At 62.4% G+C, this 21,170-nt stretch carries 16 protein-coding genes; 7 read left to right on the top strand and 9 right to left on the bottom strand.

The window, feature by feature from the left end:
- Window positions 1-47: 47 nt before the first annotated feature.
- From WBP07_RS25665 to WBP07_RS25630, 8 genes are all read right to left on the bottom strand, one after another.
- Window positions 48-530, bottom strand: coding sequence for a prolyl-tRNA synthetase associated domain-containing protein (locus WBP07_RS25665; protein ID WP_395397908.1), 483 nt, complete (start codon window positions 528-530; stop codon window positions 48-50).
- A gap of 18 nt (window positions 531-548) precedes the next feature.
- Window positions 549-1,958, bottom strand: a complete 1,410-nt coding sequence (locus WBP07_RS25660; RefSeq protein WP_395397907.1) for a hypothetical protein — start codon at window positions 1,956-1,958, stop codon at window positions 549-551.
- A 129-nt stretch (window positions 1,959-2,087) separates the two neighbouring features.
- Window positions 2,088-3,581 (bottom strand): aldehyde dehydrogenase, encoded by a 1,494-nt coding sequence (locus WBP07_RS25655; protein WP_395397906.1) that lies wholly within the window; start codon window positions 3,579-3,581, stop codon window positions 2,088-2,090.
- Window positions 3,574-4,485, bottom strand: a complete 912-nt coding sequence (locus WBP07_RS25650) for a dihydrodipicolinate synthase family protein (protein WP_395397905.1) — start codon at window positions 4,483-4,485, stop codon at window positions 3,574-3,576. The genes WBP07_RS25655 and WBP07_RS25650 overlap by 8 nt, the downstream gene beginning before the upstream one ends.
- A 49-nt stretch (window positions 4,486-4,534) precedes the next feature.
- Window positions 4,535-5,875: an MFS transporter gene (locus WBP07_RS25645; RefSeq protein WP_395397904.1), complete on the bottom strand. Its 1,341-nt coding sequence runs from the start codon at window positions 5,873-5,875 to the stop codon at window positions 4,535-4,537.
- 72 nt (window positions 5,876-5,947) lie between these two features.
- The gene (locus tag WBP07_RS25640; protein WP_395397903.1) at window positions 5,948-7,486 is read right to left on the bottom strand and encodes an NAD(P)/FAD-dependent oxidoreductase; all 1,539 of its coding nucleotides are present in this window, start codon (window positions 7,484-7,486) and stop codon (window positions 5,948-5,950) included.
- 258 nt (window positions 7,487-7,744) lie between these two features.
- The gene (locus tag WBP07_RS25635) at window positions 7,745-8,668 is read right to left on the bottom strand and encodes an EamA family transporter (RefSeq protein ID WP_395397902.1); all 924 of its coding nucleotides are present in this window, start codon (window positions 8,666-8,668) and stop codon (window positions 7,745-7,747) included.
- Window positions 8,668-9,624 (bottom strand): DMT family transporter, encoded by a 957-nt coding sequence (locus tag WBP07_RS25630; protein ID WP_395397901.1) that lies wholly within the window; start codon window positions 9,622-9,624, stop codon window positions 8,668-8,670. The genes WBP07_RS25635 and WBP07_RS25630 overlap by 1 nt, the downstream gene beginning before the upstream one ends.
- A gap of 146 nt (window positions 9,625-9,770) precedes the next feature.
- Here WBP07_RS25630 and WBP07_RS25625 point away from each other — a divergent pair, with 146 nt between their 5' ends.
- The gene (locus WBP07_RS25625; protein ID WP_395397900.1) at window positions 9,771-10,451 is read left to right on the top strand and encodes a GntR family transcriptional regulator; all 681 of its coding nucleotides are present in this window, start codon (window positions 9,771-9,773) and stop codon (window positions 10,449-10,451) included.
- 115 nt (window positions 10,452-10,566) lie between these two features.
- On the opposite strand, the gene WBP07_RS25620 is transcribed toward WBP07_RS25625, so the two are convergent.
- A complete protein-coding gene (locus tag WBP07_RS25620) occupies window positions 10,567-11,784 on the bottom strand; it encodes a TetR family transcriptional regulator (protein ID WP_395397899.1) in 1,218 nt (405 codons plus the stop codon).
- 377 nt (window positions 11,785-12,161) lie between these two features.
- On the opposite strand from WBP07_RS25620, the gene WBP07_RS25615 reads away from it, so the two are divergent.
- The 6 genes from WBP07_RS25615 to WBP07_RS25590 all read left to right on the top strand — a co-directional run bounded on the left by WBP07_RS25615 (window position 12,162) and on the right by WBP07_RS25590 (window position 21,167).
- Entirely contained in the window at window positions 12,162-13,427 is a 1,266-nt protein-coding gene (locus tag WBP07_RS25615; protein WP_395397898.1) for a serine/threonine protein phosphatase, read from the top strand.
- A 2-nt stretch (window positions 13,428-13,429) separates the two neighbouring features.
- On the top strand, window positions 13,430-14,782 hold the full coding sequence (locus WBP07_RS25610) for a spinster family MFS transporter (RefSeq protein ID WP_395397897.1): 1,353 nt from the start codon (window positions 13,430-13,432) through the stop codon (window positions 14,780-14,782).
- A gap of 88 nt (window positions 14,783-14,870) precedes the next feature.
- The gene (locus WBP07_RS25605) at window positions 14,871-17,108 is read left to right on the top strand and encodes a TonB-dependent receptor (protein ID WP_395397896.1); all 2,238 of its coding nucleotides are present in this window, start codon (window positions 14,871-14,873) and stop codon (window positions 17,106-17,108) included.
- Window positions 17,109-17,319: 211 nt separating this feature from the next.
- Window positions 17,320-17,898: an RNA polymerase sigma factor gene (locus tag WBP07_RS25600; protein ID WP_395397895.1), complete on the top strand. Its 579-nt coding sequence runs from the start codon at window positions 17,320-17,322 to the stop codon at window positions 17,896-17,898.
- Complete coding sequence (locus tag WBP07_RS25595; RefSeq protein ID WP_395397894.1) at window positions 17,876-18,877, top strand: FecR family protein; 1,002 nt, start codon at window positions 17,876-17,878, stop codon at window positions 18,875-18,877. The genes WBP07_RS25600 and WBP07_RS25595 overlap by 23 nt, the downstream gene beginning before the upstream one ends.
- A gap of 139 nt (window positions 18,878-19,016) precedes the next feature.
- Window positions 19,017-21,167, top strand: coding sequence for a TonB-dependent receptor plug domain-containing protein (locus WBP07_RS25590; RefSeq protein WP_395397893.1), 2,151 nt, complete (start codon window positions 19,017-19,019; stop codon window positions 21,165-21,167).
- Window positions 21,168-21,170: the final 3 nt, after the last annotated feature.

Below are 21,170 nucleotides of genomic sequence, written 5' to 3'. Positions count from 1 at the left end.
AGTGTCGCCAGGAACGGCATCGTTCGCGGATCGGATCGAGGCGCCGCTCATGGCAGGGCCGTGACTTTTGTCGGGATACCCTTCGCGCGAAGCCATGTTTCCAGAGCATCGAACGGCAGGGCAATCGTTGCGGTGTTGCGCAAAGGATGAACCGCAATTCGCTCCGCCTCGCGGAACGCCGCGTCGAGAACGACCGTGACCTCTCCCGCCGCGTTCGCCGCAGCCAGGGGCGTCACGGAACCGGGCGCGATTTGCAGCAGACGCTCCATGTCTTCGGGCTTGCCGAACGAGAATTTCCCCGCGCCAAGCAGCTGAGCAAAGGCCTTGAGATCCGCTCGCCGGTCGCTGGGCAGCGTAACCAGCCAGAATTTCCCCTGCTTGTCCTTGAGAAACAGGTTCTTGGTATGCGCCGCAGGCAGCGCGGCGTGAATGGCGGCGCTTTCCTCGACCGTGTGTACGGCCGGATGTTCCAGCCTTTCGAGCGGAACGTCCGCGCGTTCGAACTCTGCGTAGATTTCATCTTCGCTCATGGCGAATATCCTCATCCGTTAGAAATAATAGCCGAAGACGGCGAGAAACGAGACCTTGATGTGATCGTCGCCGCCTTGCGCCGCGCCGGTCGCGTATTGCCCTGCGCCAACGAAGGGATCGTTCCGGCCGACCAGCAATTCCGACCAGATGCGGATCCGGTTCGTCGCCTTGTCCGCCCAGTAAGCGCCCAGATTGAGGCGCTGGCTGTCCTTGAATTCGGAGCGCGCCTTGGCGAAGTAGGCATAGTTGGCGAAGAGTTGGAGGGAGAACGGGAACGATCCGGTCTCTACCTTTCGGCCCAGTTCGCCGAAGAGCAGGGTGCCGTCGGCCGCGATGTTGAACGGCGCATCGAAGTTGCCGACGGTGACGGTCTGCTCGCTTCCCGGATTGCGCAGCGACATGTCCTGCCGGGCGACGAGCAGCTTGGCATGCCATGAACCTTTGGTCCCTTTGAGGCTCAAGGCAAAGGCGCGGCGCCAACCGTTCCGATCGGTGTCGAAATTGTGGACGGTGGACAGCCATGCCGAGCCGGAAACCGAGAGTTCGCCGGAATCGAAGGAAGCCAGGCGATACTGGGCATGGCCGACCATCATGTTCCGCTCTGCATTACGGCTCGCGAGCGGGTTCGCCGGATCACCCTTTACGATGTTGACCGAATAGCGCGCGGCATCCTCGCTGATGCCGAAAGCGTTCGGGGCCGTTGTCGGGAAGAAGCCGGCCTCGATCTTGAAGGAGGATTCCTCGTGCGCGTAGGTGATGCCGGCGTTGTAGACTTCCTCAAGGCCGATCACGAAGCCCATCGAGTTGAGGAAGGCTGAGCCCCAGAACTGGTCGTCGAAAGGCACGGGCTGGATGCCGACTGCGACTTTGTCGTGTTTCGATAGCTTTACACCTGCATAGGCATAGACGGGAAAGCTGATCTCGCCGGGGTAGTTGTGATAGCCGGAAGCCTTCCCGTAGAGAAAGCTGCCGCCGTAGAAACGATATTGCGCAGCGCCGAAGAAGGTCGGGGAATCGTAGTCCGCCTTCAGAATCAATGTATCGAAAGAAAGATTGCTGGACGTGCGGCGCTGCCCGTCACTGCCTGCGGCATTGAAGCGCAAATCGTAGCGGCCGCGAATGGCGCCGCCGAGTTTCAGACCCGACGGCGGGGTTTGCGGCGAGGTTTCGAAAGGCGGCGGCGTAGGCTGTCCGACCCCGCCCGGATCGCCTGCTGCGGTATCGCCCACAGCGGTATCGGCCGCCGCCGGATCGGACAGGGCTGGATCGGGGGCCGTTTCCGCCGCCCGCGCGGGGGCCGCAAGCGTGAGAGCAACAGCCGCGCACGCACTCGTAGCGATCGGTGCGAGCCTAAATCGACGAGGATCGGTGGCGTTCGCCGGGCAATACTTTCCCGATCCCCGCTGCGCGGGGGCAACTGGGTTCATGACATCCTCCGGAGCCGCGCCCGTTCGATCGGGCTTTGGGCCGTTTTGCCGCTGTTGCGGTGGTTGATCCTCACCGCCCGCCACTCTGGCCGAAGAGTGGCTTTCAGGCGGGCGGTGAGGTGAGCGTCGTCAGTTCGACACGTCGATCCAGATGGTCTTGATCTCCGTGTACTGGTCGTGCGCCCATTGCGATTTGTCGCGTCCGCCGAAGCCGGATTGCTTGAAGCCGCCGAACGGCGTCGTGGCGTCGCCCTCTCCGAAGCAGTTCACCGTCACGACACCGGCGCGGATCTCACGAGCCAGGCGCACGGCGTTCTTCAGGCTGCCGGTGTAGGCGGAGGCGGCAAGCCCGTAGATCGAGTCGTTGGCAAGGGCGATAGCCTCATCGATCGACCTAAAGGTCGTGACCGCCAGAACCGGGCCGAAGATTTCCTCCCGGAACAGCAGGTTGTCTGGCGCCACATCGTCGACGATCGTGGCTTCGACGAAAATGTCATCCTTCGTGCCGCCGCCGACGATAACGTTCATCTGCTCCGATGCGGCATGCTCCAGATAGGAACGGACCTTGTCGAAATGCGCGCGGCTGACCATCGAGCCCAGACGATTTTCGGGGTCGAGCGGATCGCCCAGCTTCCAGTCGCGCAAGTGGTGTGCGATGCGCTCCAGCAGGGCGTACTTCACATCGGCATGCACGATCAGGCGCGAGGAGGCCGAACAGTTCTCGCCCATGTTCCAGAAGGCGCCGTTGAGCACATGCTGCGCCACCGCGTCGAGATCCTCGACATCCGGCATGACCACGGCGGGGTTCTTGCCGCCGCATTCCAGCACGATGCGCTTGAGATTGGACTCGCCCGCATAGGCCAGGAAGCGGCGACCGGTGGCGGTGGAGCCGGTGAAGCTAACCATATCGACGTCCATGTGGCGTCCGATCGGCTCGCCCACTTCGCGGCCACTGCCGGGAACGACGTTGAACACGCCCGCCGGAATGCCGGCTTCGTGGGCGAGTTCGGCCACGCGCAGCGCCGTCAGGGTGGTTTCCGCCGCAGGCTTGACCACGATCGAGCAGCCTGCCGCCAGCGAAGGCCCGATCTTCCACGCCAGCATCAGCAGCGGGAAATTCCACGGCAAGACCAGTCCGACGACGCCGATCGGCTCACGCACCACCAGGGTGAGTGCATCTGATCCGACCGGTGCAGTGCTGTCGTAGATCTTGTCGATCAGTTCGGCATGCCAGCGGATGGTGTGGATGCTTTCCGGCACGTCGACCGTTTCGCATTCGCGGATCGGCTTGCCGCTGTCGATGCTTTCCATCACCGCCAGTTCGCGGGTGTTCTGCTCAAGCAGGTCGGCAAAGCGCAGCAGCGTGTGCTTGCGCTCGGCGGGCGGGAGCTGGTGCCAGCGTCCGTCTTCGAAAGCGGTGCGGGCGGCGGCGACCGCCACGTCCACGTCGCTATCGTCGCACGCCGCGATATGCGTCAGGGAAGCGCCGGTAGCCGGGTTGGTCGTCTCGAACGTCCGTCCGGCCAGAGCCGGACGGAATTCGCCGTCGATGAAAGCCTGTGTCGGCAGGGTGATGCCTGCTGCCAGTGCGACATATTCGGCCTTGGAGAGAAGATCAGGCATCGACCGTGCTTCCGGCAACGGCGGCGACCTTGCTCTTCAGTTCGGCGATTACGGCCGTGAGCGCGTCCTTCTCATTCTCGTCAAGCGGCAGCAGCGGGGCGCGCACGCCGCCGGTCTTCAGGCCGATGATCTCGCTACCGGCCTTGATCGACTGGACGAACTTGCCGTTTTCAAGGAAGTCCATCAGCGGCAGCATGGCGGACATGATCGCGCGGCCCTTGGCAAAGTCCTTTTCCAGCACGCAGGCTTCGTAGAGAGCAACGTGTTCGCCGGGCACGAAGTTCGATCCCGCGCAGACCCAGCTGCGAGCGCCCCAGGCAAAGAATTCCAGCGCCTGATCGTCCCAGCCGCACGACAGCTGGATCTCGGGGTACTGCGAGGCGAGAGCGTGCAGGCGCAGCGTATCGCCCGAACTCTCCTTGATCGCGACGATGTTCTTCGTGCCCTTGATCGCCGCGAAGAATTCATCGCCCATGCTCACGCCCATGCGCGCCGGGTAGTTGTAAAGCATGATCGGCAGGTCGGCCGCCTTGTCGATCGTCATGACATGGTGCGCGATCTCCTGCTCGGTCGGCAGGGCGTAAGGCGGCGTGGTGACGAGGATGGCATCGGCGCCGATCGACTTGGCATGAACGGCATAGGCCACAGCATCCTCGGTGCGGGTGGCACCGGTGCCGATCACGAGCGGCAGCCGGCCGCCGATCACGGCGTGGGCGCGCTCGGCCAGGGCGCGGCGTTCCTCGGCGGTATGCGCGTAATATTCGCCGGTCGAGCCGCCGATGATGATGCCATGGACGCCGCTGGCGACCAGATGTTCAAGCACGGCGTCGAACGCGGCGAAGTCGATCGAGCCATCGGCGGCGAGCGGGGTGATGGCCGGGGTGAAGATACCGTCAAAGTTCATGGCGAAGTTCATGGCAAGGGTCCTTTCGTGATGGGGGAGTATCGAGGGATCAGGCGTATCGGGGGCGCAGCGCGGAGGCGTCTGCAAGGTTCAGCGACCGGGTTTCCGGCGCGAGCAACCATGAGACCGCAAGGCCGACGAAAGTGACGGCAGCGGCGATGTACATGGTGTCGGCAATGCCCAGACGGTCGAGCGAAACGGGCACGAGATAGGTGCCGATGGCCGCGCCGATTCGGGAGAACGAGGTGCCGAAGCCCACCGCCTTGGCGCGGATTTCGGTCGGGAACAGCTCATTGGGGTAGACCAGCTGCAGTACTTGCGCTCCGCCGATCAGCAGGGCGTAGCCGCCGAAGAGGATCAGGATCAGCGCTGGCGCGCCGTTGGCGAACACACCCAGGAGCAGGAGCGCGAGGCCAGACCACAGGAAGCTGTGGACCACCATCGGGCGTCGGCCGATCGCGTTGATGAGCATGGTGGCGCCGATGCAACCGACGACGAACAGCAGCGTGATCGCGATCGAGCCGAAGGCGGCCCACTTGTCATGGAGGTTGAGCGCCATCAGCACCTTGGGAGCAAAGGCGTAGACTGCGAAGACCGGGATGACCGAGCAGGTCCAGAAAAGGCTGACGAACGCCAGCCGCTTGCCATAGCCGGCCTTGAGCAGGCCCCAGAGCAAGACGTTCTCGCGTGCAGGATCCTCGGTCAGGTTGGCGGTGGAATAGCGGCTGCCATAGACTTGGCGGATAACCCGGTCAGCTTCCGCGCGGCGGTTCTTGCCCAGCAGCCAGCGCGGCGATTCCGGGGTACCCAGGCGCACGAGGAACAGCGCACCGCCAAACATCGCGGTGCTGGCGAACGCCAGGCGCCACCCTTCCGCACCGGCCAAAGTCAGGATCGCATTGCCAAGGATGTAGGCAACCGCCGCGCCGGCAAACCACATGATCGTGAGGGTCGCCAGCCGAGGACCACGATTGGCCTTGGGTAGAAATTCGACGAGGAGCGCCGTCGCCACGGGATATTCGATGCCGACGGCGACGCCGAGGAAGAAGCGACAGGCGAACAGGGCCAGTGGGCTGGCGACCCAGAGCTGGGCGAGCGAGAACAGCACGAACAGGCAGGGGCCAACGAAGAAGATACGCTTGCGGCCGAACAGGTCGGTCAGCCAACCGCCGATCATGCCGCCGGCGAAGATGCCGATCAGCGCCGATGCTGCGACCATTCCTTCCCAGAAGGTGGTCATGCCGAGCGCTGCCGAGGCCTGGACCATCGCGACGCCGACGATGCTGAGCACATAGCCGTCCACGAAGGAACCGCCGCTCGCGCGAACCGTCAGTATCTGATGGAACCTGTTCAGAGGGACATCCTCAAGTGTCTGCGTGATCTGTTTCATGCATCTTCTCCGGATCTTTCTTGTCTCCCCCACTTCGTTCGATGAGCGGGTGGATCGGTTTGAGCAGGTAGTTCAGCTTTCCATGCCGGCCTTGTGTTGGGCCCAGGCCAGGTTCGCGTTCACGCCGATGTCCAGGAAGGGATGCGGCGGATTGCGATTGGGGCCGGGCGAGGCCAGCAGAAAATCGATGATTTCGCCGCGCCGACCGGCCAGCCAATCGGCCAGCAGCACGCCGGTCGCAGTGCCGCGGGTTATGCCAAGGCCGTTGCAGCACAGCGCGCCGTAGACATTGGGGGCCAGTTCGCCGAACTGGGATTCATGATTGCGCGACATCACGATCGCGCCGCCCCAGGTATATTCGAAGGGTACGCCGGACAGCATCGGGAAGCGCCGCTCGAACGAAAGGCGATGGCGCTTGCCGGCAATGTTGCGTTCGCGCTGGTTGCTGACGCCGCCGGGATGATAGCTGAAGCTGTTGCGCACCAGAATGCGGTTGTCGTGCGTGCGGCGCAGCGTCGTTCCGGCCGGATCGGCGGGGATCAGGCCCCAGAAGTCCTGGCCACCAAGCCGTGCCTGTTCATCCGCGGTCAGCGGGCGGGTCAGGCTGCCGTAGGTGAACACTGGCAGCATGCGGTTCTTCAGGAACCCGAACGCCATGCCGAACCCGTTGTTCGCAAGGATCAGCTTGTCGGCCACGATCCGCCCGGTGGCATGGGTGAGTACGGTCTGCGGGCCGTAGCTGACGGCGGTGATCGGCGTATTCTCGTAGAGCGTTACGTTCTCAGGCAGCGTGTCGGCCAGCCCCTTCACCAGGGCCGAGGGCTGGACCAGCATCGTGCCGGGCGTGAACAGGGCTTTCTTGTAGAAGCTGGTGCCGATGTGGTCCGGCAGGTCCTTGCCCTCGATCACTTCATAGGGCTGGCCAAGGCGATCGAGGCCGCCGCGATAGGCGTCGAGCACAGCGATACCGCGATTTTCGACCGCCGCCTGATACTTGCCCGAAGCGCGCATCTGGCAGTCGATGCCGTAGAGGTCGACGATGTCCTTGAGATAGGTCTGACCCAGCTTGTTGAGCTTGAGCACCAGATTGGCCGTGCCGAGGTCGCCGATGTAGTCCGCCGCGCCGATGTCGTGCGGAAGATCGATGGCGAAACCTGCGTTGCGACCGGCAGTGCCGAAGCCCACTTCCTGCGCTTCGACGAGAACGATCTCGTCGCCCGGGAAGTTCATTGCCAGTTGCCGGGCGGCAGCGAGACCTACGTAGCCAGCGCCGACCACAACCCACGGTGCGCGCACTTCCCCGAAAGCGACGGGGCGCGGCGTGCGCCGACGGCTGAGATGATACCAGCCGCAGGTTTGGTCGTCGGCCGGTAGTGAGGTGACTTTGGTCGTCGGATTTCCGCCGTTCAGCAAGCGGGAATGCGGAACCTCCAGCGTTCTGACCTGGCGCTGGTCGAAAGGCGCGATGGGTGAAGGTGCCTGGGTGCGACCCGAAGGCTCGAACGGTTCCCCATCGAGTTCACCACAGTGGCCATCCGGCATGTGCGCCCGTTCGGCGGTGCCAGTTTCAGCGCCAGTATCAGCGAAGGCATCAAGAGCTTGAACGACCACGTGTCCTCTCCGACTCGGTCAATGTATATTCTCTGTCTACAAAACATAGGCTGATCATATTGCGATCGTCTACAGGAAAAGTGGGGCACGATGATTGCGTTCGCTTGTCATTGTTTTTTTGTGGTTTTGCTGGGAAAGTCCGCGGTTGGCCGCATGAATCACGTGCTGGCACGCACTCCATGCGGCCGTGTCCGACCGCCGGATATCACCGGTCGATTCGTCGAACCCGCCTTGAAAATTCGTCGCAGATAGCCCCTGTCAGGAGCGGTGCGGTCGCCCTGCGCAAATGGCGCTGCCGCAAGATGCGGAGACGATCGCAACGATCGCCAGCCATTGGATGGCGGTCAGGGTCTCTCCAAGGACGATAAAGCCCGCCAGCGCGGCAACCGCCGGTGCGGCGCTCAGCAGAATGCCGAAGACGTTCGAGGGCAGACGACGCATCGCTTCCATCTCCAGCATGCAGGGCATCACGCTGGTCAAAAGTGCTATGCCGAGACCCGACAGCAGGACCCAGGGATGCAGCAGCGCTCCGCCGGCGAACGTAATGCCAAGTGGCAGGTTGATGCATGCGGCGACCAGCATGCCCCATGCGACGGCGTCTGCGCCCAGCGTTGTGGCCACGCGCTTGCCGAAGACGATGTAAAGCGCCCAGCAGGTCGCCGCTCCGGCGGCGAATGCCAGCCCGACGGGATCGAGACCGTTGCCGACCCGGAGCGGCAGCAGGAGTAGCAACCCCGCTGCTGCTGCCGCAAACCATACGAGATCGAGCGCACGACGTGAGCCCGCAAGGACGATCGATAGCGGTCCCAATACCTCGATTCCGATGGCGATCCCGATCGGCAGGCGGGCGAAGGCTTGGTAGATCAGCAGGTTCATGAGGCCAAGCATGAAGCCGTACAGCAACACGTCCGGCAGGATTGTCCGCGAGAGGGACCTGCGCCATGGCATTCTCATGATCAGAAGGATCGTCGCCGCAAGGGAGACGCGCAGGCCTGTCACTCCGAAGGCTCCCACGGCTGCGAACATCTGCTTGGCTAGGGTCGCCCCAAGATTCTGCGCGACCATGGATGCCAAAACCATGCCCGGGCCGATCAGCGGCTCCCGCCAGGACTGGGAAGGGGAGTGGGCAGAAGACTGGGTCAACAGAGTCATTGCAGATATTCTCGCGAAGGCCGCGGTCATCAGTCGTGCGCGGCCGCAAGTGCGCGATCGGCTTGCCTTGGGCGATGCGCCGCAAGGCAGGTCAGCACCGAAGCGAGCACGAACAGGATCGCCGCGCCTTCAAGAACCGAGGGCAGGCGCCGATCCCAAAGAAAACCGTAGAGGAGCGCGAACAGCGTTTCGAAAAGGATCATCTGTCCAACCATTGTCAGTGGCAGAAGCCGCGACATCCGGTTCCACAATCCATTGCCGATGATGGAGGACAGCAGCGCCACGGCCGCCGAAACGCTGCCGAACAGCAGCCATTGCGACGTGCTCTGGGCGGTCGTCTCGAAAATGAGTGCAGGAGGGATCAGCACAAGCGCCTGAGCGCCTGTGACGATGCCGATGAGCAGGCTCCAGTCATGGGCGGAGACGTGTTCGAGACGCCCGAGCCAACGGCTGTTGGAGACGGCAAAGGTCGTCCATGACGCCAACGCACCGAAAGCGCATAGAAGGCCGAGGGCCTGCGATTCGAATGCGCCTTCGCTCGCCTTGCCGAGCGATTCCCAGCCGATGCACAGAATGCCGGCGGCGCTGAGGAGCAGGGAGGGGGTCAGCCACGCAAGCGGCACCGCATTCTTGTCGCGGCTGCCAATGATCGTCACCGCCACCGGAAGGAAGCCGATTACCAGCGAGGTCATCGCGACGCCGCCAAGCTGCACTGCGGCCGCCAACAGCACGTAATAGAGAATGTTGCCCAGCACGCTGAGGTAGCCCAGCGCGATCCACTCGCGCTTGCCCAATACCTGAAGATACCGCTTCCAGTGCGGCCAGACCATCGGGAGCGCGAACAGCCCGTAAGCCACGTAACGGCCGGCAGCGAGTTGCATCGGTCCGAAGGCGGAAGCGATCCTCGGGGTCACGAAGACCAGACCCCACAAGGCACCGGCAATCACGCCGCAAAGTACGCCCGTTGCTGTGTTCCTACCGGACATCTGCGAATCCCACGCTTTGACTGACGGCCGCCGCCTAGCTTCGAAACGCAGAAATGTCTATCATATGTCTACAAATAGAATTTAACAAATCTATGAATTGACGCAACCGCGTTGAACTGGGCGCGAAAACTCGGTAGGATTCAGTTGTGAGTGGAACTGTAGATCGCAAAGTCACCCTCGGCGAAACGCTGCGCCGCAGGATTGTGAGCATGGAACTGGCCCCCGGGGCCGTGGTCGACGAACAGCAGATCGCCGAGGAATTTGGCCTGTCGCGTCCTCCCGTGCGCGAATTGATGCGACAGCTGGCGGCCGAAGGCTATCTGGAGCTCGAGCCGAACCGGCCCGCGCGTGTAACCTCCATGGACCTCCAATCGCTGCGGACTTTTTTCCTCGCCGCGCCGCTGATCTACGTCGCGACGACGCAGCTTGCAGCGACGAACGCGACTCCGGCTGAAATCGCCAGGCTCAAGCAAGTCCAACTGGACTTTCGTGCGGCGATTGCGGCGAACGATGTGGCGGCACGCGTCTACCACAACGATCAGTTCCATCTCGAAATCGGCAGGATGGCGCACAACCCCTATCTCATGCCGAGCCTTCGCCGCCTGCTTATCGATCATGCCCGCCTGGGCATGACGTTCTATCACCCGACATCGGCGGAAGATCAGGAAAACCTCTCCGAAGCGGTGGAGCAGCACGACGAGATCATCGATGCCATCGAACGCCGCGATCCCACACGGGCGGGGGAACTCATTCGTGCGCATTGGGAGATATCGCGGCGGCGCATGGCGGATTTTGCGGCGCCTGAAGGGCTAGAGGTAACCGTCTAATCCGACGTTGCGGCTATCGACCGGCATTCTCTGAGCGAACGCAATTCCAATGTTGCCCTGACAAGGGTTGGGCATACTGGAAGAAGAAGGTTGCGCGCGCCGGCTCCACGTTTGCTCAGGCCGTCGCCCGCGGAAATACCGTACAGAGGTTGGCAACTGCGGCCTTGTCCATCAGCAAGGCATGCTGGTCGGGCGCTTCCAAACGGATCATCCGATACCTGCCGGAATGCAGGCAGGCCCAGAGATAGGCATCCAGATGATCGACCATTAATCCGCCCTTTCGGAGCAGCACTAGCGAGGCGACACCGCGCGTCTGGCGGATGAGATCGGCAGTTGCGGCAAGCTCAGGCATTCGAACAGAGGCCCTCAGGAGAGCGTCCATCGCTGCCATGCCTGACAAGCTGGCCCTGTCGTGAAACGCCAGAGATTCCTCGATTGGGCGGTCGTCGAGCAAGGCCTCGTCGGTCAAGGTTGCGCAATGCATCCGGCACAGTTCGGAAAAAGCGGCGCTTATGAGATCGGTTTTCGTGCGGAAGAAATAGGTGATCGAGGCGAGCGACACGCCTGCGCGTGAGGCAACCTCGCGCTGAACCAGTCGCTCGGGCCCTTTCTCCGCGATGACCTCCAGAGCGCAGCGCAGGATGTTCTCCGCCGTCTCGTTGGCCGGCGCTTCGGATGCAAGTCGCGCTGCGTCAGGCCCGCCAAGCCGCACAAGCGTAACCGGCTGGCCGGACAGGCGTTGGCGCAAGCGCGTTGCCGGCGCGGAAATCCAGGCCGATCGCACCGGCGCCTCGGGTTCCGACAGCAGCAGGCTGGTCAACCCGAGGGCGAGGCTGGCCCAGGCTTCCGACGCCTGTGAGGTCTCGCCGAAGCTTGTCGCCAGTTCGCGCCAGAATGCGGCTTCTGCAGCCGTCTCCGCCTTGAGCGTTGCAAGCACACCATCCTGATCGCAGCCGGCCGCTTCGTGTTCGAGTTCCTGCAGCAGTGCCAGCACGCCGGTGCCTTGGCTCAATCGATCCTGCAGCAGGCTCGTGAAGACGTCGTCGAGATCCGCCCACGCCGGAACCCGGTTTTCCTGCGCCGCGGCCCTGCCTTCGCGCCATGTTCGGGAGGTGGCGATGGCGCGATCGCAAATCTCCGAGATCAGCAGTTCGCGATTGCCGAAATAGTAATTGATCGCAGACGGGCTCATCCCGGTTTCCCGGGCCAGGCTGCGTGCGCTGAGGGCGGCGAGGCCGGCATCACGCGCCAGCGAATAAGCCGTTTCCTTGAGGCGAAGCGCCTGCGGCATATCGTTGCCGGCCTCGGGCGCATCGGATTCGCTCGTCGTCATCAAGGTCCTGTACAATTGTTCGACTTCGGAAAAGACCGCTTGGTCTAGGTGGTTGGGTCATTCTTAGGTGTGCGGCGTTAAGTGGGCAAGGGTAAATGGCTAAATGGTCAGAAATGTTCGGCCAAGTACGCCTCCTGACGGTTCCGTGCAGTGATGGGGTGGAGAAAATTTTCTAGGCTGTCACAGAACCGAAAGACACGAATCCTAACTGTACAACTGTTTCGATTCGTGAACGATTTGTGTCAATGACGCGTTGCTGAACGCCGGACGGTCTGCCGTCCGGAGGCGATGGACGGCGCCCGTTTCACAAGTTGCTTCAGGGAGGAACCGCTGCGCCGGCATCCCCGGCGAGCTGTAAACATGTTCAGGAGTTCACCATGACCACACCAACCGATCCGTTCACCGTGGCTGTCATCTGCGATACGCAGAACTACTCCAGCTACCGCAACCAGCGCGAGGCGGGCTTTCCCTTCAACGCCCGCGAAATGCTGTGGGACGTCATGCACTACATCTCGCGCAATGCGCGCAAGAATGGCGGCGACATTGCCTTCGTATCGGGCCTTGGCGACAGCTGGCAGCATCCCAGCGCCTGGGCACCCGATGCCCCCCACGTGGAGCGCGGCGTCGTCTCGATCGACAACCCGGCGATCGAAGCGTTGATCCCGGCATCGCCCAAGGAAGTTCTCGAAGTGGAAATCCCAGCCGTTCGCGCCGCCTGGGAGATCATCGCGGACGACCTGCCGTTCTTCCTCGTGCCCGGCAACCATGACCACGACAACATCTGGAGCGATCCTGCGAACCCGCCGGCGCCCGATGGCTGGATTCGCGACGGCATGTCGTTCGGGCTGGGATCTCTCCACGTAGGCTCGCTGGACAACTGGACCGCGCATTTCGGTAGCGAGTCCGATTTGTTCAAGGACAAGCCCTGGTACGTCGCCTCGCACAAAGACGGTTGCAACGCGGCGCAGATCTTCGAAGGTGGCGGCTATCGCTTCCTGCATATCGGCATCGAGATGTGCCCGCAGGACGACATCGTCGAATGGGCACAGTCGGTGATCGACGCCTATCCGGGGCTGCCCACGATCATCTCGATCCACGAATTCATCAACGAGAAGGGCGAACGTCAGTCGATCGACTGTTTCGACCTGACCCGCATCGATCCCGATCGCAACAGCCCGCAGATGCTGTGGGAAAAGCTGGTTGCCCCCAACGACCAGATCCTTTGCACGCTTAACGGCCACTTCCACGGCGTAATGAACCGCGTCGATGAAAATGCCTTCGGCCACAAGGTGTACCAGTTCCTGGTGAACTATCAGTGCCGCAAGCAAAGCTTCAAGGCGACGGGTTCGGATGCGCCGATCCTTGACGGTATCGGCGATGGCTGGTTGCGCCTGATGACCTTCGATCTCGCCGGCGAGCAGCCGCAGCTTCGCCTGCGGGCCTATTCGACCCACTACAAGGCTTTCGCCTCCGATCTGCCGCTCTACAAGGAATGGTATGGCAACGAGCACCCGGAAATGAGCGCGGAAGAACTGGTCGCTCTCGACGAATGCACCTTCGACCTTGACGATTTCCGGGCGCGCTTCGGCATGCCTTCCCAGCAGCAAACCGAAGCGCGCGAGCCCGCGCTGGCTGGCGAATAATCATGGCTTCGTTCGCCGACTCCCTGACAGACGGCGGTATCCCGGCATCGACAGTAACGTCGATGCCGGGAGTTACAGCCCGGCCGCGCGCGATGGCTTATTACGTCCTCGCGCTGCTGTGCCTCATCTCTCTGCTCGGCTACTATGATCGCTATCTTGTCGCGATCCTGGTTGAGAGCATCAAGCACGATCTGGGTGTAAGCGATGCCCAGATCGGCCTTTTGACCGGCTTTGCCTTCGCGCTCGTCTATTCGCTGATGGCGGTGCCGGTTGCGCGCTATTCCGATGGCGGACGCCGGGTAATGGTTCTCGGTTGCTCGCTTCTCGTCTGGTCCGCGATGACGGCCTTGTGCGGTCTGGCGCCCGGTTTTCTTGTCCTGCTTGTGGCGAGACTGGGCGTGGGCATGGGCGAGGCGGGCGGCATTCCCTCCACACACGCATTGGTCTCGGACACCTTCCCGGCGCGGTGGCGCGCAACTGCGCTGTCGGCGACGGTGGTGATCGGCGGCCTTGGCTTCATGATCGCCAATGCCGCCGGCGGCTGGGTGGCCGATCACTGTGGCTGGCGTGCAGCCTTCCTGGTCGGCGCGGTGCCGGCGCCTTTCCTCGCTTTCCTGCTTTTCACGACGGTTCGCGAACCTTCGAAAGCGCCAATATCTGAGACGTCGCACACCAATAGTTCGCCCGCTGATCAGCCGATGACCATCCGCGGAGCCGTTTCGCTTCTCCTCTCGCGGCGAAGCTATGCTTTGCTTTGTGCCGGAATGGCCCTTGCCACCGTGGGCTCGGCTGCGACGCTCAACTGGATCCCGGCATTCCTGATGCGTGAATACGGCCTCAAGGCTAGTGAGGTCGGCTCGAGCTATGGCCTGATCATGGGTCTTGCGACCATTGCAGCCCTGCTCGTTGGCGGCATGCTGGGCGACCTGCTTGCACGGATCGACCCGCGCTGGGCGATCCGGCTTCCAGCCGCATCGTTCGTGTTGGCGACGCCGCTCACCCTGATGTTCCTCTTCGCCCCCAATCTTCACGCCGCGCTCTGGCTGGCAGCGCCGATGACGCTGTTTGCCTCGCTTGCCACCACGCCTGCCTACGCTCTGGTGCAGCGCCTCGCCGGGAGCGGCAATCGCGCCATGGCAACGGCGCTCTATCTTCTCATCGTCAACCTGTTCGGCATGGGCTCAGGCCCCGCCATTGCAGGCTGGCTCAGTGATCGCCTCACCGCCGGCTTCGGCACGCAGGCGCTCCAATATGCGCTTGCCTGCGTCAGCTTTGCCTATCTGCTCGGTGGCCTTCTGATTGCGTGCGCTGCCGGCACCGTCGCGCGTGACGAGGTCGCCGCGAACCGGAACTGATTTCGCCTTGAACTTCATGCTCCAAGACGCCGATCGCAAGATCGGCGGCCGGGAGCGCATGTCCAAAACTCTCCCAGGATCTCCCCCCATGACATCGCCAAGAAACTTTCCGCTTTCGCGCCGCCTGACCGCCCTGATGGCCGGCTCAGCCGCCCTTGCATTGATCGCCCCTGCCGTTCGCGCCGAGGAAGCGCCCGCCAGCCTGCCCTCGGACGGCCAAGGCGACATCGTCGTCACTGCCCAGAAGCGCGAGCAGCGCTTGGTCGACGTGCCTTCCTCGGTAAGCGTCGTCAGCCCCAGAATGCTTGAGGAATCGGGCGCGAAGGACCTCGTCGATGTCTCGCGCCTGACGCCGGGCGTCGTCGTGTCGCCGCAGATTTCGGGCGGCAGGACCATCCAGACCTTCACCATCCGCGGCATCGGCTACGACGACTTCCGCCCCAACGGCAATCCTTCTGCCGCGGTCAGCATCGACGGCGTGTACCAAGGATCGGGCGCGCTGGTGGGCGGGCAGATGTTCGACGTTTCGCGGGTCGAGATTCTAAAGGGGCCGCAGGGCACCCTCTACGGCCAGAACACGACGGCCGGCGCGGTGAACATCATATCCAATCAGCCGGGCGACCAATGGTCCGGCAAGGCCAGAGCTGAATATGGCCGGTTCAATTCCTGGCGCGCGGAAGCCGCCGTTGGTGGACCGCTTGCCGAAGGCGTCAAGCTGCGGATTGCGGGCGTTTTCGACAGTACTGACGGCTTCATGACCAATCTGGGCACGCAAGGCGCCACGGGATCGACCAACCCCGCCGTTCCGGCCCTCTCCGATCCGGGCGTTGATCATAAGGCGAACCGCTCTCAATACTACGGCGGCAGGGCGATCCTGCTGCTCGAGCCTGCCGCTGGCACCTCAATCACGCTGAATGCGCACGGTTTCCATGAAAGCGGCGCGGTCCAGCTGTTCGAGCGGACGGCGACGATGAAGGGCTTTGCCCCGAACAAGCCGTACACCACCGATGCTGCCATTGCCCCGTCACTCGGCAAGACCAGCTACGGAGCATCGGGCACGCTGAACCAGAAGATCGGTGACGATATGCTGCTGGTCGCGATCCTTGGGTACGAGAAGCTGAAGCAGCACTATGCGGCCAACGGCGATGCGGTGCCGCTGCGGATCGGCGACAGCATTTATCGCGACAATGTGGAGCAGGGCACTGCCGAGGTCCGCCTGCAGAATGCAAATCCCGGTCAGGTCGACTGGGTCGTGGGCGCGACGGCCTATCGCGACAAGGTGCGCTTGCGCAGCAATCTCGATCTGACGGATGCGGTCCTGAGCGTGCTGCAGGCCGATTATACCCAGCGCCGCCGCAGCTATGGCACCTTTGCAGACGGCAGCGTCAAGCTCGGTGACCATTGGAAGATCGGTGCCGGTCTGCGCTACAGCCATGACCATAGCACTTACGACGGTTCGACAGTCGATCTCGATCCTTATGGCGTCAGCATTGCCCAGGCGGTGTTCGGTGCCATGCCCTTCACCTTCGATCGCACTTTTTCGGACAACAGCCTCTCCGGTCGACTGAATGTCAGCTACGAGTTCTCAAGCGCGGCAAGCGCCTATGTCTCGGTGAGCCGCGGCTTCAAGTCCGGCGGTTTCGACGGATCGACCTCGTTCACTTTGCCCGAGACCGATCCCTTCAAGTCGGAACGGGTGTGGACATATGAGGCTGGCATCAAGTTCCTTCCGCGCGGTGGTCCGGTGCAGATCGATGCTGCCATCTACTACAACGACTTCAACAACCTTCAGGCCAGCCTCAACAAGGTGATAAACGGCCTGAACAGCAATATCCGTACCAATGTGGGCAGCGCACGCACCTACGGTGCGGAGGCCAACGTGACGGTTCGGCCGATCTCCGGCCTCGACATCCAGGCCGGTGTCTCGCTGCTCGACAGCAAGATCCTCGAGATGTGGTCGGACAGCGAAGCTGAGCGCGAACGCCGGATCGGCAACGACCTGCCGTTCGCTCCCAAGATGACGCTGACCGGCTCGATCCGCTACGAAATCCCGTTGACCGAGAGCATGAAACTGGTGCCGTCGATCAACGGCCGCTTCATCGACGACTATTACACCGAACTGGACAACTATCAGGCGATCAAGGGCTACTTCCTAGGTAATGCCCAGCTTGAACTCGAAATGGCCAATGGCTTGAGCCTGGCCGGCTGGGTGCGCAATTTCACCGACAAGCGCTATGCCACCACGCTTTACGTCGCGCCCGGTACGTATTCGATGATGAGCGGGGCGCCCCGTACCTATGGTTTATCGATCGGCTTCAGCATTTAAAATTGCGTTCCAGGCCGGATAGCGTTTTTCGCCCGGCTCCCCTTGATCAAGCCCTATTTCCTGGATGGCTACGATAGAGTGGAGCCGGGCGTAATTCCAATCGGACAGGTTGCGGTTCAAATCTCTTCACCTCGAGCTTTCGTCGTACCCGTGATCCAAACATATGGTAACATGGGGAGAGACGATGGGGGGGCGCCCACCTGACGAGCGCATGCGCTGGATTGCCGCGCATGTGATACCGCACGAAGCTGGCCTGCGCAGATGGCTGGTGTCACGCCGCCTGCCCGGAATTGAGATCGACGACATCGTCCAGGAAACATACGTCCGCCTGATCCGTGTCGAAGACGTCGGCACAATTCGTGATCCGCGCTCCTATCTGCGTCGCGCCGCCTATTCCGTGATCGTCAGCCATATCCGCAGTGAACGGGTGGTTCCACTCCAGATGATGGCGGACCTGAACGATCTTGGACTGGCCGCAGACGAACCTGGGCCGGAGCAACAGGCAGTTGATCGGGAAGAACTCTTGCATTTGGGCGAGGCGATCGCGGCGCTGCCCGGCAAGATCGGGGATGTGTTCCGCCTACGCCGCGTGAGCGGCTTGCCCCAGCGTGAAGTGGCCAAAACACTGGGCCTTGCGGAAAGTACGGTCGAAAAGCATCTGAAGAAGGCACTGACTTTGTTGCTGGATCGCTTCGCACGTGGTGGAAACATGTCCTGCGATGCGTCTATGCAGTATGAAGGAAGGACGGAATCCCACGATGACGCGAATGAGCGCCGCTCAGGTCGATGATACTGCCATCGCTTGGGCGATCCGCGAAGACAGTGGACTGGATGCCCAGGAAGAGCTTGCCTTCGAAGCCTGGCTTGCCGAGGACGACCGGCACCTTGGCGCCTATGTCCGGGCCCGAGGCTTCTTTCTGCGCACGGAGCGCGCCGCCGCGCTGGGCGAAAGCTACCGCCCGGAAGACTTCCTGCCTTCCCAATCTTCCGCCCCGAAACAGACTGCCAAACAGATCGGTGAAGAGCTCGCAAATCCCTCCCGTCGTCGTTTCGTCGGCATGGCCATCGCCGCGTCGGCGGCGGGCGTGATCGGGGCGGGGACCCTGTTTTACCGCGGCGCGGGTGCCGAACGCTTCGTTACTCGCAGGGGGGAGGTGCGCGTAGTGGCGCTTGCCGATGGATCGACGATTACGCTGAACACCAACTCGTCGGTGCTCGTCGAGTATGGCGCACACAACCGGAGCATAAAGCTGGAAAGCGGAGAGGCCCTGTTCGACGTTGCCAAGGATGCGCTGCGCCCGTTCGTAGTGCGAACCGCGGCGATGGATGTGACTGCGGTCGGCACCAGCTTCACCGTCAGCCGTGTTGGAGAGGCCGCAGCCCGCGTGGTGGTTGCAGAAGGGATTGTCGAGGCCCGAAGCCTGCTTGTCAAAGAGCCTCAAGCCTTACGCCTTGAGGCCAACATGGCTGCCACTGCATCCAGACGCATGCAGATGATCGCGACGGAAGTTCCCAGTACCGAAATCGAGCGCGAACTGCTTTGGCGAGAAGGCCGAATTCAGTTCGAGAATGCCACCTTACAGGAAGCCGCGCTGCAATTTTCCCGGTATTCCGACATTGCGATCGAGATCGAGGATCCAGCGCTGCGTACCCAGCAAATCAGCGGTGCTTATCTGGCCAACGACCCGGTCGGTTTCTGCCGTGTGGTTGCCCAGATCTTCGACGCAAAAGTGCATGTGGAAGAAGGCGCGGTACACCTGTCCCGTTGATCCGCTCCCGCACCGCTTCTGCGTTCGGTACCATGCGGTAGTTTTCAAGAAAAATTTTCAGCAGCATAGCGGATCGATCAATCGGCCTGCGTCTCATCTTCGAACAGCGCGAAAGCGCGAAAGATTTCGGAGGGGACGGATGAAGAGCGGATCGATAGCAGCCCTGCTTGGCTGCACGGCACTTACAGTTGCGATGACGGCGATGCCCGCCGCCGCCCAGGCGCAGAAGGTCGTCAACTTCAACATTCCGGCAGAGACCGTCAGCAAGGCCATCATCGACTTTGCCAGTCAATCCGGCCTGCAAGTTGTAGCGCCTACCGGCAGCCTGCACCAGATCAAGACTCCACCGCTGATCGGCCGTTTCGAAGTCCGCACCGGCCTTGACCAACTCCTCGCGAAGACGCCGCTTCGGGTCGCATCCCATCAGGGTTCCGTCGTCATTCTTCGCATGGTTTCGGGACAGGCGAACGCGCCTGCCAGACTGTCACAGGCGTCCGCCTCGGCTTCGGTTGCGGCCCCCGTCGCGGCGCTGCAATCGGCTCCCGAACCAGCTCCGCCTCCGGCAGCGGAGGCGGCGGGGGAGCCGATCGTGGTCACCGGATCTCGCGTCATCTCCAACGGTAACAACAGCCCCACGCCTGTAACCGTCGTCACCGCCGACACCCTGTTGCAGGCTCAGCCAGGCACGATCGCGCAGGCTTTGCAGAACCTGCCGGTGTTCCAGGGCTCGCTGGGGCAGGGGACGGGCACGGGCGGCAGCGTCGGCGGTCCGAACGGTACGGCCAACGCGGTGAACCTGCGCAACCTTGGCCTCTATCGGACGCTGGTTCTGTTCGACGGGCAGCGTGTCCAGCCTACCTCCAACACAGGTCTCGTCACGATCGACATGCTTCCGCAGATGCTGCTGAAGCGGGTGGACGTGGTGACCGGCGGTGTTTCCGCAGTCTATGGTTCGGACGCGGTCAGCGGCGTCGTCAACTTCGTGACCGACCGCGATTTCAACGGCGTGTCGCTAAAGGCCCAAAACGGCATCTCGCAGCTTGGCGACGATCACATCGTCGATTTGGGCGCAGCATTCGGCACCAAGCTGTTCGGCGGCCGCGGCCACTTCGAAGCCAGCTTCGAATACTTCAAGGACCCCGGCATTTTCGATATGTCGAGCCGCCAGCTGGGCCAGAATTGGGCCCTGACGGGGGCGGGGACTGCCGCCAGCCCCTATCACCTCGCCTCGAACGTGCGCCTTGGCACTACCAGCTTCGGCGGCCTCATCCGCAGCGGTCCGCTTGCCGGCATGGATTTCGCTTCTAACGGTGTGCTCACGCCGTTCGATCAGGCATCGGATGGCGGCTATTACTTCAATTCCTCGCTCAAGGGCGCGCTGGAATCGAAGCGGGCATTCGGCCGGTTCGACTACGACCTGACCGATGACATCCACGCTTATGTGGAGGGCTTCGGCGCGTGGAACCGCAATACGTTCCAGAACCAAAGCCTCGGCTTCAATAATGTCACGGTACGCGCGCAGAACCCGTTCCTGCCCGAAGAGTACCGGTACGGCACCGATACCACGACCTTCACCATGAGCCAGATCCCGCTCAACATCGGTCCGCACCGCAGCTATTTCGATACCAGCAGCGCCTATGTGAATGGCGGTCTGGAAGGCAAGCTGCCGGGCGGCTTCAAGTGGAACGTCGGCGGGTCCTATGGCAGTTCTCGGCAGACCTGGACGGTCGTGAACAATATCAATTACCAGAAGCTGTCAGCCGCTCTGGACGCGGTGCAGGATCCAGCGACCGGCCAGATCGTGTGCAGTGTGACGCTGACCAATCCGGGCAGCTATCCTGGCTGCGCGCCGCTCAATCTCTTCGGGCCCACCGCAGCCTCGGCAGAGGCGCTGGATTATGTGACCGATCGCACGCAGTCGCGTGCCTACAATACGCTGACCGAGCTTCAGGCCGCGATTTCCGGCTCTCCCTTCTCAACCTGGGCGGGCCCCGTGAACGTGGCATTGTCGGGTGAATGGCGCCGGGCAACGGCCTACACTACGTCGGACGTGCCGCCAGGACCGGTTTCGGACTGCATCGGCCTGCGCTACAACTGCACCACCACAGGCAATTCGCCGACCGCGAACCATCAGGTGACTTTCGGCATCATGCCGCATGTACACCAGACCGTGGCCGAGGCGGCGCTGGAAGCGGACGTTCCGCTGCTGGAAGATGTGCCGCTGGTGCAGGAACTCAACCTGAACCTTGCAGGCCGCTATGCGCATTACAACCGCACCGGTAGCGCCTGAACG

Origin of the sequence: Novosphingobium oxfordense (assembly GCF_044029435.1) — a bacterium.
Lineage (GTDB): Bacteria > Pseudomonadota > Alphaproteobacteria > Sphingomonadales > Sphingomonadaceae > Novosphingobium.
This window is presented reverse-complemented; position numbering and strand designations above follow the sequence as displayed.

Bases quoted from the DNA above. Each gene is read 5' to 3' on its own strand.
- WBP07_RS25665 (WP_395397908.1), bottom strand. From the start codon at position 530: ATGAGCGAAGATGAAATCTACGCAGAGTTCGAACGCGCGGACGTTCCG.
- WBP07_RS25660 (WP_395397907.1), bottom strand. From the start codon at position 1,958: ATGAACCCAGTTGCCCCCGCGCAGCGGGGATCGGGAAAGTATTGCCCG.
- WBP07_RS25655 (WP_395397906.1), bottom strand. From the start codon at position 3,581: ATGCCTGATCTTCTCTCCAAGGCCGAATATGTCGCACTGGCAGCAGGC.
- WBP07_RS25650 (WP_395397905.1), bottom strand. From the start codon at position 4,485: ATGAACTTTGACGGTATCTTCACCCCGGCCATCACCCCGCTCGCCGCC.
- WBP07_RS25645 (WP_395397904.1), bottom strand. From the start codon at position 5,875: ATGAAACAGATCACGCAGACACTTGAGGATGTCCCTCTGAACAGGTTC.
- WBP07_RS25635 (WP_395397902.1), bottom strand. From the start codon at position 8,668: ATGACCGCGGCCTTCGCGAGAATATCTGCAATGACTCTGTTGACCCAG.
- WBP07_RS25630 (WP_395397901.1), bottom strand. From the start codon at position 9,624: ATGTCCGGTAGGAACACAGCAACGGGCGTACTTTGCGGCGTGATTGCC.
- WBP07_RS25620 (WP_395397899.1), bottom strand. From the start codon at position 11,784: ATGACGACGAGCGAATCCGATGCGCCCGAGGCCGGCAACGATATGCCG.
- WBP07_RS25615 (WP_395397898.1), top strand. From the start codon at position 12,162: ATGACCACACCAACCGATCCGTTCACCGTGGCTGTCATCTGCGATACG.
- WBP07_RS25610 (WP_395397897.1), top strand. From the start codon at position 13,430: ATGGCTTCGTTCGCCGACTCCCTGACAGACGGCGGTATCCCGGCATCG.
- WBP07_RS25605 (WP_395397896.1), top strand. From the start codon at position 14,871: ATGACATCGCCAAGAAACTTTCCGCTTTCGCGCCGCCTGACCGCCCTG.
- WBP07_RS25600 (WP_395397895.1), top strand. From the start codon at position 17,320: ATGCGCTGGATTGCCGCGCATGTGATACCGCACGAAGCTGGCCTGCGC.
- WBP07_RS25595 (WP_395397894.1), top strand. From the start codon at position 17,876: ATGAGCGCCGCTCAGGTCGATGATACTGCCATCGCTTGGGCGATCCGC.
- WBP07_RS25590 (WP_395397893.1), top strand. From the start codon at position 19,017: ATGAAGAGCGGATCGATAGCAGCCCTGCTTGGCTGCACGGCACTTACA.